The organism is Flavobacterium sp. FlaQc-49, assembly GCF_044005985.1.
GTDB lineage: Bacteria > Bacteroidota > Bacteroidia > Flavobacteriales > Flavobacteriaceae > Flavobacterium > Flavobacterium cupriresistens.
The window spans coordinates 17,169-29,859 of the sequence record NZ_JBIPCS010000012.1 but is presented as its reverse complement, the minus strand read 5'-3'; the positions used below and the strand labels follow the sequence as shown (position 1 = coordinate 29,859).

Below are 12,691 nucleotides of genomic sequence, written 5' to 3'. Positions count from 1 at the left end.
CTAAAGCTTTAAAATCAAAAGAATGTAATTTGATTAACGATCCCGCATTTTGTAAATTTACAGCACGACGAAAACTATATATTATGAACACAGAAGACTTGTTAAATCAGATTGCTTTTATAAAAGAGATTGATAAAGTAAAATACATTCAGCGAAAAACGAAGCTGTTTAATAGTGATCGAAATGAAAATGATGCGGAGCATAGCTGGCATCTGGCTTTGATGGCGCTAGTTCTGGCAGAACATTCCAATGAGCCAATCGATGTTTTGAAAGTGGTAAAAATGGTTTTGATACATGACATTGTAGAAATCGATGCCGGAGATATTTTTCTTTATGACACACAACTCAATCATGATAATACGGTGGCTGAACGTTTGGCAGCGAACCGTATTTTTGGTTTACTCCCCCAAAAACAAGCCGATGAATTAATTACCATCTGGGAAGAATTTGAAGCGGGAGAATCCAATGAAGCCAAGTTTGCAAAGTCAATGGACCGATTAGAACCTTTATTACAAAATACATCAAACAACGGAGGAACCTGGAAAGAATACGGCGTAAAATACAAAACGGTTTATGAAAAAAAGAGCGTCATAAAAGAAGGTTCCACCACTTTATGGAACTTTGCAGAAGGATTAATAAACGAAAGTGTTGCAAAAGGAATTTTAAAGGAGGAGTAACGAAAATATTTTCATCATATAAGTGATATAAGTAAATATTAAGTGAAAGCATAACGCTAAAATGAACTTACATCATTTATATGGTTTAAAAAAACAAATGATGTAAGTAAATATTAAGTGAAAGCATAACGTTAAAATGAACTTACATCACTTATATGGTTTAAAAAAACAAATGATGTAAGTAAATATTAAGTGAAAGCATAACGTTAAAATGAACTTACATTACTTATATGGTTAAAAAAACAAATGATGTAAATAAATATTAAGTGAAAACATAACGTTAAAATGAACTTACATCACTTATATGGTTTAAAAAAAACAAGTGATGTAAATAAATATTTAAGTTAAAGCATAACGTTAAAATGAACTTACATCACTTATATGGTTTAAAAAAAGTAAGCCCTCTAAAAGTACCGAAAACTTTACTAAATATCAAACGATAAACTTTTTTTTAAGCCCGCGATTTCGGGTTTTAATAGGTAAATTTGTGGGACTTCATAATTAAATTACCACTCATGGAAGAAATGCTTTTTTATGACCGAATGCAATTCGCTTTCACCATTACCTTTCACTATCTTTTTCCGCAACTTACAATGGGTCTTTCGCTGATCATTGTTTATTTCAAATGGAAATATTTAAAAACCCAAAACGAACAATACAATCACGCCACCCATTTTTGGATGCGAATCTTCGCCCTAAATTTTGCAATGGGTGTGGTTACCGGAATTCCGATGGAGTTTCAATTTGGAACCAACTGGGCTAAATTCTCCGAATTGACTGGTGGAATTATCGGTCAGACTCTGGCCATGGAAGGAATGTTTTCCTTTTTCTTAGAATCTTCTTTTTTAGGTTTGTTTTTGTTTGGAGAAAAACTCCTTGGACATAAATGGCATTTTGTCACCGGATTACTGATTTGCATTGGTTCGTGGGCAAGCGGATTTTTAATTATAGCCACCCATTCGTGGATGCAGAATCCGGTTGGATATGAAATTCTCGAAAACGGAAAATTTGTATTGAATAACTTTCAGGCCTTGTTCTTAAATCCTTGGTTATGGCCCTCTTATTTACACAATCAGGCCGCTTCATTGGTTACCAGTTCGTTTGTCGTAGCCGGAATAGGCGCATTTTATATCTTAAGTAAAAAGAATGTTGTTTTTGGAAAATTGTTTCTTAAAACAGGCGTTATTTTCGGATTGATTTCAAGTATGATTGTTGCCGTTCCTACGGGAGATTTACTGGCGAAAAATGTGGTAAAATACCAACCGGTAACTTTCGCAGCCATGGAAGGAATTTTTCATACCGAAAAAGAAGGTTCTGAAATTGTTTTAATTGGTCAGCCCGATGTTAAAGATAAAAAACTGGACAATAAAATCGCAGTTCCCAATATTCTGAGCTTCCTGACGTATGGAAGCTGGCATGAAGAAATAAAAGGCTTAGATCAGTTTGAAGAAGATGTACATCCAACCAATATTTCAGGGTTGTATTATGCCTATCATATTATGGTTGGACTCGGAACCTTGTTTATTGGTTTAATGGTTTGTGCGCTTTTTCAACTTATTCGAGGGAAATTATTTGAAACCAAATGGATTTTATGGTCCTTGCTTTTTATGATGCCGTTTCCGTATATAGCCAACACAACAGGCTGGTATACCGCCGAGTTAGGAAGACAGCCGTGGTTGGTTTATAATTTATTGCGAACTGCCGAAGGTGCCTCACCAACGGTTTCTTCCGGAAATACTTTGTTTACGTTATTAGGTTTTATCGGACTATACCTTTTACTCGGAATGTTGTTTTTATTATTGATTGGAAAAATTATCAACAAAGGGCCTCACAACGAAGCTTTAACTGAAAATAAATAAGTATGGAATTTTTTTGGTACGTCGTTTTAATGGGAATTCTGGCCGTTTATATTGTTTTGGACGGTTACGATTTTGGAGCAGGAATCATTCATTTGTTTTTTGCTAAAACAGAAAAAGATAAAAAAGCAATTACAAGCGCTATCGGTCCGTTTTGGGATGCGAATGAAGTTTGGATTATTGCAGCCGGAGGAGTTTTGTTTTTTGCGTTCCCGACCTTATATGCTTCTTCTTTTAGCGGGTTTTACCTGCCTTTAATCATGATTTTGTGGTTGTTGATTTTTCGCGCGATTGGATTAGAAATGCGTGGACAAGTGCACCATCCGATGTGGGAGACCATTTGGGATAAAGCGTTTGGCATTGCTAGTTTGCTTTTGGCTTTGTTTTTCGGAATCGCTTTAGGGAATATCGTTCGCGGTGTTAATTTAGGAATGGTAACCAATGGCGTTTCTACTCAGGAAGCCCATTATTTCTTTTTGCCCTTGTGGAATCCTACTTTTAGTCCACAAGCCAATGAGTTGGGAATTATAGATTGGTTTACCTTGTTTCTTGGAATTGTAAGTGTAGTGGCTTTAACCATTCATGGTGCCAATTGGATTATTTACAAAACGAATTCATCCTTAAATACACAACTCAAAAATGTAGTTTTTAAACTGAATATTGTCTTGTTGATTTTGGTTTTTATTTCATTGCAAATTTGGCATTTCATCGAGCCAAAACCGTTTCATAATTTTATAGAAAACCCGATTCTGTGGTTTTTTCCTCTAATGACTTTTGTTGGAATTATAGGTTTGTTTAAAGTACGTTCGTATAAAAAAGACGGACACGGTTTTATATTTTCAACCTTGTTTTTGGTGGGTGGATTCGCTTCTACAGCCGTTTCTATTTTTCCAAATGTTTTGCCTTCAACCAATAAAGTCAATCCATCATTGACGATTTATAATACCGCTGCCGGAGAATATGGTCTCTCTGTTGGAATGAGCTGGTTTTTTGTTGCTTTATTTTTGGTGATTATTTATTTTATTATTCAATACCGTGTTTTTAGCGGGAAGATGGATGATATTGGGTATGGGGAGCATTAGAATTTATAAAATAAGAATTTCATTTTACCCGAGATTGCGTTAGGGATAGGAGCGGTATCCTTTTGCTTTTTTCTTTAAAAAGCAAAAGATACAAGTGGATAGCCCGGCCGGAGGAAACGCCCAAAATATACAAATCCGTTTATTTCTCAAAATAAACGGATTTTTTAGTTTCATCTTTGTCAAGTTTAAAACTGCGACAAAGACTACTCTATATGCGAAACTAGATTAAAAATGTTTAAATAAATCAGCTTTATCTGCCAAATCTGCGTGAAACAATAAAGTTAAAACAAAACCTCCTTAGTAATAATATATACCCCCATTACCAAAACAAACCACCCAAAAAGAGGTTTGAGTTTAGCTCCATCAATTTTTTTAGAAAGCTGACTGCCGATTACCATTCCGATAAGCGCCATAGCGGACACGCTTAGCAGAAATGTGTAGTTGATCGGAGTCCCAATGTATAAATCACCTCCAAAACCGATACAAGAATTAATTGTGATGATTAATAAAGAAGTCCCAACGGCTTGTTTCATGGGTAAATTGGCGAAGAAAAGCAAAGCAGGAATAATTAAAAATCCCCCGCCGGCTCCAAGAAATCCGGTTACAATTCCGACTAGAAAACCAATTAGACTTAGTTGTGGATAGTTGGTTTCAGCGCCTTTTATTTCGGGTTTGTTTTTTTTGATCATCGAGATGGCTGCTGTAATCATCAATGCGGAAAAGATAATCATAATCAGAAAATCTTTTGAAACGGTATACGAAGCCACCGAAAATAAGGTTTGGGCAATTTGAGGAAAAATAACTTCCCGAATTATCAAGATCGAAATCACCGACGGAATCGCAAAATACAAAGCGGACTTCAGTTTTAGATTCCCCATTTTATAATGGCTATAGCTTCCAAATAAAGCGGTTAACCCAACGATGAATAAGGAATACGAAGTAGCCTGTTCCGGATTTACCCGAAACAAATACACCAAAATCGGAATAGTAAGAATAGATCCGCCGCCGCCAATTAAGCCAAGTGAGATTCCTATGATAATCGAAGCAAAATAACCGAAATATTCCATTGATTGTATTTTTATGCAAAGGTGCTTTGTTTAGGGGTAATCTACAGTAACATTTATCACATAAGCGTTTTTTTTGCCACAGATTAAAATGATTAGAATGATTTTTTTATTAACACGAATTACACGAATTGACACAAATTTTTTAGCCTCAAAAGGGAAGAAAAAAAACAATCCGTGAAAATCAATTTAATCTGTGGCAAGTATTTTTTTGTTAACACGAATTACACGAATTGGCACAAATTTTTTAGCCGCAAAAGGGAAGAAAAAAACAATCCGTGAAAATTAGTGTAATCCGTGTTAAGCATTTTTTACCGCCACAAATTACACGAATTGGCACAAATTTTTGAGCCGCAAAAGCAAGAAAAAACAATCCGTGAAAATTAGTGTAATCCGTGTTAAGCATTTTTTACCGCCACGAATTACACGAATTGGTACAAATTTTTGAGCCGCAAAAGCAAGAAAAAAACAATCCGTGAGAATTAGTGTAATCCGTGTTAAACATTTTTATTTCAAAAGCTCAATCTGATTTCGGTTTAATTTAACCAAACCACGCTGCTCCATTTTTTTGAGTAATCTTGAAACCACTTCCCTTGAGGTATTTAACTCAGTCGCAATTTCCTGATGTGACAGTTTAACTTCAGTGCAGCCACAGGCATCGGAATGTCTTTTTAGATAAAATTCCAAACGCTCATCCATAGAACGGAAGGCTATATTATCTACTACTTCAAGGACCTCTTCAAAACGGCTTCTGTAAGTGTCTATGACAAATTCGTACCAGGATCGGTGTTCCATCATCCATTTGTCCATCATTTGCAGGGGGATCATCATGACGGAAACATCTTCGACCACTTTGGCCATAATCTGGCTTTTTTCGCTTTTGGCGGTACAAATCATCGAGATGGCACAGGCTTGACCAGGCTGTAGATAGTACATTAAAAATTCACCACCATCTTCACCCTCACGATAAATTTTGATTTTTCCTTTGGTAATCAAAACCGTGTTTTTAATGTATTGTCCCGTTCGCATTAAGATTGTCCCGGCTTCGAAATCCTGCGCACTTGCATTCTCTTCAATAGTAGCGATAAGTTCATCGGAGAAATTGGGGAAGATATTTTTTAATGGATTTTGCATGTCTTATTTTTTAAACACCGGAGATATCGTTTTTATGATCGTGATGAAAGTCATTTCATTTTGTATAAAAAGATAGCGTCAAGTGTAGTGCTATAGGAACTGTTTTTGGCTCTTTTTTTATTATTTCAAACAGATGTTCTGATGTGTTTGAATTTTATTTTTATTGTCAAAAAGAACTTAAAAACGATATTTTTTTACAAAGATAGCAGATTGAAATGGGATTAGTTGTCAGAAAATTGTTTTTAAGAGCTGTTTTATGCAAATGAAAAAATCCTATTTTCTATCGATTTTATAGACTGAATTTTTAAAAATAGTGAGTATTTTTGTAAAATACTGATTATAATCCTTTCTCTAAAACGTTTTCTGAGAATAATAATCGAAATCGCATTTGGCACGTTTTTAATTAATAGAAACGTCGTAATTTTACAAAAAACACATTTATTATGAATTTATCACAAGAAGATTGGGTTGCTCAACTAGCTGCTGACGAGAATGCAGTTATACTTGACGTAAGAACTGAAGACGAATTTAATGACGGCTATATCGAGAATGCTGTAAATATTGACATTAATAAAGGACAAGGTTTTATTTACGAAATCGAAGAATTAGATAAAAATAAAAGCTACTATGTGTATTGCCGTTCCGGAGCCAGAAGTGCCAAAGCATGTCAGATCATGAATGAATTAGGGATAGAAAAAGCCTATAATTTACTTGGTGGTATCCTGGATTGGGAAGGTGATACTGTACAATAATAAAGAAAAAGAGGCCGAAAAGCCTCTTTTTTTCTTTTAGAATGCTATTAATAACCAAATTACAAATAACCAAGATTATGAGTTTAATACCCGAAGAATTTCAGATTAAAAACCTTATCAATCAAGATACGTATCTTGTAAATGGTGAATTAAAACATTGGACTGGGCAAACCACACCTGTTTTTTCCACAATTTCATCTACAGAAAAATACACACCGACTTTATTAGGATCTATTCCTTTTATGGGAGAAAAAGAGGCGCACGAAGTAGTGGATGCCGCGACTGCCGCTTATGATATGGGGCAGGGTTTGTGGCCTACGATGAAAGTAGCCGATCGTATTAAATGTATGGAAAATTTCGTGACCCAAATGAAGGCTACACGAGAAGAAGTGGTGAAATTTTTAATGTGGGAAATTGGAAAATCCTTAGGAGACTCCCAAAAAGAATTTGACCGAACCGTAGAATATATTTACGATACCATTGATAGTTATAAAGAACTAAACGGAAGAAGTTCCCATTTTTCTAAAGTACAAGGCGTAAATGCCATGATTCGTCGTGGTCCGTTGGGAGTTGTTCTGTGTCTTGGACCTTATAATTATCCGTTAAACGAAACTTTCTCTTTGTTAATTCCCGCTTTGATCATGGGGAATGCCGTAATTTTCAAACCGGCTAAACATGGTGTTTTGTGTATTTCGCCATTGTTAGAAGCCTTTAGAAGCAGTTTTCCAAAAGGTGTGATCAATATTGTTTACGGAAGAGGGCGTGAAGTAGCTTCACCGATAATGAAATCCGGTAAAGTAGATGTTCTGGCACTAATCGGAAACAGTAAATCGGCTATTGCATTACAAGATCAACATCCAAATAAAAACAGATTGCGTTTGATTTTAGGTTTGGAAGCCAAAAACCCTGCGATTATCTTGCCGGATGCCGATTTAGATTTGGCTATCCAGGAATGTATAGTAGGAAGTTTGTCTTTTAACGGTCAGCGTTGTACGGCCTTGAAGGTATTGTATGTACATGAATCGATCAGTGAAGAATTTAACAGACGTTTTTCTGAAAAAGTGGATGCTTTACTATTTGGAAATCCGTGGGAAAAAGGAGTTTCATTAACCCCACTTCCCGAAACGGATAAACCATCTTATATTCAGGGATTAATTGATGATGCAAAAAGTAAAGGAGCTACCATATTGAATGAAAAAGGAGGAAAACATGCAGACAATTATATTTTTCCGGCCGTTTTATTTCCGGTAAACAAACAGATGCGTGTGTATCATGAAGAACAATTTGGACCTGTGGTTCCGATAATTTCTTTTAAAGACATCAGAGAACCATTAAAAGATATGGCCGAATCCAACTACGGACAACAGGTGAGTTTATTCGGAAAAGATATTAAAACTTTGGCACCACTTATCGATGCTTTGGTCAATTTAGTTTGCAGAGTAAACTTAAACAGTTCTTGTCAGAGAGGACCGGATGCCTTTCCTTTTACAGGGCGCAAAGATTCTGCCGTAGGTACTTTAAGTATTCCGGATGCCTTGCGCTCTTTCTCCATTCGTACATTTGTAGCTTCAAAAGATATTGATTATAATAATAAAATTTTGCAGGAATTGCTAAACAGCAAAGAATCGAATTTTATCAATACCGATTATATTTTGTAGCTCAAAGGTTATATATTAATTTTAGATTGCCGTCTTTTTCTTTTTTGAAAAGGGCGGTTTTTTTTATAATTCAATAATTAAAATATTATAAGAATTAACTTAATTAAAATACAAAAAGTATAACTTTACGCTTCAATGTAACATTTACATAAAATCTTCCACTAATGTGATAGGACAATTAATCAATCAATAAAAATCAAAACCACTTATGAGAAAAAATTCGCTTCAATTATTGCTTTTAGGATTTCTGTTTCTGTCGCAATATGGCTTTTCGCAAAAGCTTTACATGCCCAGAAATATTAAAGAAGCTTATGAAAATGGTACTCGTTCTATGGATGGGAAACCGGGAAAAAAATACTGGCAAAATCATGGAAAGTATACGATAGAACTGACTGTTAACGCTGATACTAAGGTAGTCAGCGGTACCGAAACCATTATTTACGAAAACAATAGTAACGATACATTAAGAAATTTACCAATCCGATTTGTGAATAATCTTCATAAGCCATCTTCACCAAGAGGCGGAGACGTAAGTGAAGATTTTTTAAGTGCGGGATTAACCATTACTTCTCTTAAAATCGAAGGAGAAGTGTATAATGAGAATGCAAGAAACTGGGGAACGGTGGGAAATGTAAAAATGAAAAAAGCGATGCTTCCTCATAGCAAAATAACAATCAATATCGATTGGAATTACCCTTTGTCTAAAGAAAGCGGAAGAGAAGGACAAATAGACAATACGACATTCTTTGTTGCTTACAGCTATCCGAGAGTCACGGTTTTTGATGATTATAATAGATGGGACAGATTGCCTCATACCGATCGTCAGGAATTTTACAATGATTTTAATGATTATACCTATTCTGTAAAAGCGCCGAAGAATTATGTAGTGTATGGAACAGGAGATTTACTAAATCCGGATGAAGTTTTACAACCTGAATTTTCGTCTCGTCTGAAAAAATCATATGTAACAGATGAAGTTCTTCATATTGCCAACGAACAGGAGATGAAAAGTGGTATCGTAACCAAACAAAATGACTGGAACACCTGGAAATTTGAAGCTAAGAATATCTCTGACGTTTGTTTCGGTTTGAGCGACCATTATTTATGGGACGCCAGTAGTGTTGTTGTAGACAAAAAAACAAACCGTCGTGCCAGTGTTCAGGCGGCCTATGATATAAAAGGTACCGATTTTGTGGTATCTGTAAAAAACAATCAATACGCGTTAGATTGGTTTTCGAACAACTGGCCGGGAATTCCGTATCCTTTTTCTAAAATGACCGCTTTTCAGGGATTTGCGGACATGGAATATCCAATGATGTGTAATGATTCACAAATGAATGATCCTGTGTTTGCTCAATTGGTTCAGGACCATGAAGTCGCTCATACGTACTTCCCTTTTTACATGGGAATCAATGAAACCCGTTATGCTTTTATGGACGAGGGTTGGGCTACTACTTTTGAATATTTAATCGGAATTGCAGAACATGGTAAAGAAGCGGCTGATAAATTTTATAAAGATTTCAGAGTAAAACAGTACATAAGCGATCCGTCAACAGAAGAAGATCAGCCGATTATCTCTATGTCATCACAACTTTCAGGTGCCGGATATGGTAATAATTCATATGGGAAGGCTTCGCTTTCTTATATTGCGCTAAAAGATTTGCTTGGAGATGTGTTATTCAAAAAATCATTGCACGCTTATATGGACAATTGGAACGGAAAGCATCCAATTCCATGGGATTATTTTAACTCAATGAATAGCGCCTCAGGGAAGAACCTGAACTGGTTTTTTAACAATTGGTTTTTTACCAATAACCATATTGATCTTGCTGTGAAAAGTGTTAATGCAGAAACTATTTTGGTAGAAAATGTAGGAGGTTTTGCGATTCCATTTGATGTGAATATTGTTTATACAGACGATACAAAAGAAACCGTACATCAAACACCGGCAATTTGGGAGAAGAACCAAAAATCGGCTACAATTGCTTTAAAAAACAAAAAACAAATCAAGCAGGTAATGATTGACGGAGGTATTTTTATGGATGCCACACCAAACAATAATGCTTGGAAAAGCTAATAAAACAGAATCTTAATTTTGGGTTTGCCCCCGGGAAGTTAAAAACTTTCCGGGGGCATTTTTTTTATGCAGAAGAATGATGAAATACTATTTGTTGTTTGTACTGTTTTGATATGTAGTGACCTATGTCTGTGTTTTAATATTTAATTCACATAAAGTTGTATTTAATCTTCATGAAAAATTAATTCCTTACGAAAATATTCATAATAAATCATCAAAAAGAAGGAGATTTTTGTTGAAATATAATACTTAACTTACAGTATGTGTTGTGCGTAAAATTATAAAGTATTAAAAATCTTATATTGTTATTTAAAAGTCTTTTTTGGATTAGCTAAAGTCGAAACCGTAAATACTTTTGAACTTGTAATAGAAGCAAAGTACTTCCTGTTAATTTGTGTTTCTGTACGATTTACAAACGAAATTAATTTTACCATAATGAATATGAAAACTTACCTTGTCCTTATCGTTTTATTGGTATCATCTAGTATTTTTTCTCAGAACGCTTCAAAAGCATCCTTTCAAAAAAACAAATACGACTTGGCTATTTCATATTATAAAAAAGCCGAATTAAGTAAAGCATTAGATGAGTTTTCTATTGCTTGTAAAATATACCCGGAAAATGAGGTTGGGAAAGAAGCGATGAAAAAGATAACAGTCTTAAAAAGTATGTTAAGGAAAGATTTATTGGCTAGAATAATTGGTACTTGGCGTTTTGATGGAAATAAACCAACTTGGGCAGTTAAAACAGTAGAAGATGAAAACAGAACGATCACGGAATTACTTGAAATAAATGAAAAAAGTATTTTGTTTAATGAACTAGATAAAAAGACAAAACTTAAAAAATATGTGAAATCCGAAGATTTAGTTTTTTATGAAAATGAAGCGGACGATTCTTTATTTTCGGCAATTATCCTGTCAGATGGTACTATTTGGATATGTTCTATAAATGAAGAGGAAACTACCTTGAAGCTTATTAATATTGCCCGGAAAGATAATAACGCAGTAGAAAAAATTAGTCTCAATAATTTAGAGCGGTATTATACTAAAGTTATATAGCTATAAAAACTATACTTTATCGTACATACTTTTGTGATTTTTTTCTAAATTTAGAGCAAATGTATAAAAGTATGATAACCACGGATTTTGCAACAGTTAAAATTAAAAAAATACTATTTTTTGGTGTTTTGATACTGATAACAAGTTTTGGATTTGCTCAGAAAAACAATAAAATTGAGATTGGAACTGTCGACAGCGTTTTTTCGAAGGTTTTAAACGAAAACAGAAAAGTACTCATTCATCTTCCAAAAAGTACCCGGTTGACTGGTTTTTCCAAGCAAAAATATCCCGTATTGTATTTGTTAGACGGTGATGTTCATTTTAGTTCTGTTGTCGGAATGATGGAACAATTAAGCGAAATGAACGGCAATACGCTCTGCCCTGAAATGATTATAGTAGGAATTCCAAACACCAATAGAGGAAGGGACCTCACACCAACACATTCGGATATTGATCCGCCATTTGTCACCAAAGATTTAAGTGAACAATCGGGTGGAGGAGAAAAATTTGCAGCCTTTCTGGAAAAAGAATTAATTCCGTTTATCGACTCAAAATACCCTACCGCACCTTACAGAACTTTAATAGGCCATTCTTTTGGAGGATTGACCGTAATGAATATTTTGACCAATCATACCGCTTTATTCAATTCCTATATTGCAATAGATCCTAGTATGTGGTGGGATCGTCAGAACTTTTTAAAAGAAACCGAAGCAAAATTAAGAACCAAGGATTTGGTAAATACCTCTTTATTCCTAGGGGTTGCCAATACTATGGACGAGAATATGAATCTTGTAAAAGTTAGAAATGACACTAACGTAATGACAAAACATATCAGGTCTATTCTGGACTTAAACGATTTTTTAGGCGATAAGAAAACCCATTTAAATTACCAATATAAATATTATAAAGACGACAGTCACGGTTCCGTTCCGCTAATTGCAACTTATGACGGGCTTCGGTTTATTTTTGCCTTCAACCAATTGAAACTTACGATTGGCGAACAAATGAATTTCAATAAAGCTGTTTTCTCTAAAATTGAAAAACATTACGAACTTGTTTCGAAACATTTGGGTTATAAAGTAACGTTGCCCGAAGCTATGGTCAATAGCTATGGCTACCAATCACTTGTAAGCAAAAACAATGAACTGGCGGGCTATTTATTTAAAATGAATGTGACGAACTATCCCGAGAGCCCCAATACCTATGACTCTCTTGCCGATTTTTATGAAGCGAACGGAGATAAAAAAAATGCAGTGGCCAACTATCAGAAAGTACTAACTCTGGATAAAGATTTTCCGGAGACAAAAGATAAATTAGAGCGGCTTCTAAAGTAAT

General features: G+C 34.9%; 10 protein-coding genes. 8 read left to right on the top strand and 2 right to left on the bottom strand.

Translation table 11 applies throughout. From position 1 onward, the window contains the following. Window positions 1-83 precede the first annotated feature (83 nt). The 3 genes from ACHRV3_RS19385 to cydB all read left to right on the top strand — a co-directional run bounded on the left by ACHRV3_RS19385 (window position 84) and on the right by cydB (window position 3,615). Window positions 84-677: an HD family hydrolase gene (locus ACHRV3_RS19385; RefSeq protein WP_395435573.1), complete on the top strand. Its 594-nt coding sequence runs from the start codon at window positions 84-86 to the stop codon at window positions 675-677. 515 nt (window positions 678-1,192) lie between these two features. Continuing rightward, window positions 1,193-2,536, top strand: a complete 1,344-nt coding sequence (locus tag ACHRV3_RS19380) for a cytochrome ubiquinol oxidase subunit I (RefSeq protein WP_395435572.1) — start codon at window positions 1,193-1,195, stop codon at window positions 2,534-2,536. A 2-nt stretch (window positions 2,537-2,538) separates the two neighbouring features. Further along, window positions 2,539-3,615: a cytochrome d ubiquinol oxidase subunit II gene (gene cydB / locus ACHRV3_RS19375; protein WP_047778650.1), complete on the top strand. Its 1,077-nt coding sequence runs from the start codon at window positions 2,539-2,541 to the stop codon at window positions 3,613-3,615. A 281-nt stretch (window positions 3,616-3,896) separates the two neighbouring features. On the opposite strand, the gene ACHRV3_RS19370 is transcribed toward cydB, so the two are convergent. Together ACHRV3_RS19370 and ACHRV3_RS19365 are read right to left on the bottom strand one after the other, a co-directional pair. Then, complete coding sequence (locus ACHRV3_RS19370; RefSeq protein ID WP_230002891.1) at window positions 3,897-4,682, bottom strand: sulfite exporter TauE/SafE family protein; 786 nt, start codon at window positions 4,680-4,682, stop codon at window positions 3,897-3,899. A gap of 504 nt (window positions 4,683-5,186) precedes the next feature. Continuing rightward, a complete protein-coding gene (locus tag ACHRV3_RS19365) occupies window positions 5,187-5,813 on the bottom strand; it encodes a Crp/Fnr family transcriptional regulator (RefSeq protein ID WP_047778652.1) in 627 nt (208 codons plus the stop codon). Window positions 5,814-6,256: 443 nt separating this feature from the next. Here ACHRV3_RS19365 and ACHRV3_RS19360 point away from each other — a divergent pair, with 443 nt between their 5' ends. The 5 genes from ACHRV3_RS19360 to ACHRV3_RS19340 all read left to right on the top strand — a co-directional run bounded on the left by ACHRV3_RS19360 (window position 6,257) and on the right by ACHRV3_RS19340 (window position 12,690). Further along, window positions 6,257-6,565, top strand: a complete 309-nt coding sequence (locus ACHRV3_RS19360) for a rhodanese-like domain-containing protein (protein WP_047778653.1) — start codon at window positions 6,257-6,259, stop codon at window positions 6,563-6,565. 77 nt (window positions 6,566-6,642) lie between these two features. Then, window positions 6,643-8,223: an NADP-dependent glyceraldehyde-3-phosphate dehydrogenase gene (locus tag ACHRV3_RS19355; RefSeq protein ID WP_395435571.1), complete on the top strand. Its 1,581-nt coding sequence runs from the start codon at window positions 6,643-6,645 to the stop codon at window positions 8,221-8,223. 208 nt (window positions 8,224-8,431) lie between these two features. Next, window positions 8,432-10,300 (top strand): M1 family metallopeptidase, encoded by a 1,869-nt coding sequence (locus ACHRV3_RS19350; RefSeq protein ID WP_395435570.1) that lies wholly within the window; start codon window positions 8,432-8,434, stop codon window positions 10,298-10,300. A gap of 441 nt (window positions 10,301-10,741) precedes the next feature. Then, complete coding sequence (locus tag ACHRV3_RS19345; RefSeq protein ID WP_395435569.1) at window positions 10,742-11,356, top strand: hypothetical protein; 615 nt, start codon at window positions 10,742-10,744, stop codon at window positions 11,354-11,356. A gap of 71 nt (window positions 11,357-11,427) precedes the next feature. Continuing rightward, window positions 11,428-12,690 carry an alpha/beta hydrolase-fold protein gene (locus ACHRV3_RS19340; protein WP_395442788.1) on the top strand — a complete coding sequence of 421 codons (1,263 nt, stop codon included), beginning with the start codon at window positions 11,428-11,430 and terminating at the stop codon, window positions 12,688-12,690. Window position 12,691 lies beyond the last annotated feature (1 nt).

Coding starts and splice junctions, on each gene's coding strand:
- ACHRV3_RS19385 (WP_395435573.1), top strand. CDS start 84: ATGAACACAGAAGACTTGTTAAATCAGATTGCTTTTATAAAAGAGATT.
- ACHRV3_RS19380 (WP_395435572.1), top strand. CDS start 1,193: ATGGAAGAAATGCTTTTTTATGACCGAATGCAATTCGCTTTCACCATT.
- cydB (WP_047778650.1), top strand. CDS start 2,539: ATGGAATTTTTTTGGTACGTCGTTTTAATGGGAATTCTGGCCGTTTAT.
- ACHRV3_RS19370 (WP_230002891.1), bottom strand. CDS start 4,682: ATGGAATATTTCGGTTATTTTGCTTCGATTATCATAGGAATCTCACTT.
- ACHRV3_RS19365 (WP_047778652.1), bottom strand. CDS start 5,813: ATGCAAAATCCATTAAAAAATATCTTCCCCAATTTCTCCGATGAACTT.
- ACHRV3_RS19360 (WP_047778653.1), top strand. CDS start 6,257: ATGAATTTATCACAAGAAGATTGGGTTGCTCAACTAGCTGCTGACGAG.
- ACHRV3_RS19355 (WP_395435571.1), top strand. CDS start 6,643: ATGAGTTTAATACCCGAAGAATTTCAGATTAAAAACCTTATCAATCAA.
- ACHRV3_RS19350 (WP_395435570.1), top strand. CDS start 8,432: ATGAGAAAAAATTCGCTTCAATTATTGCTTTTAGGATTTCTGTTTCTG.
- ACHRV3_RS19345 (WP_395435569.1), top strand. CDS start 10,742: ATGAAAACTTACCTTGTCCTTATCGTTTTATTGGTATCATCTAGTATT.
- ACHRV3_RS19340 (WP_395442788.1), top strand. CDS start 11,428: ATGATAACCACGGATTTTGCAACAGTTAAAATTAAAAAAATACTATTT.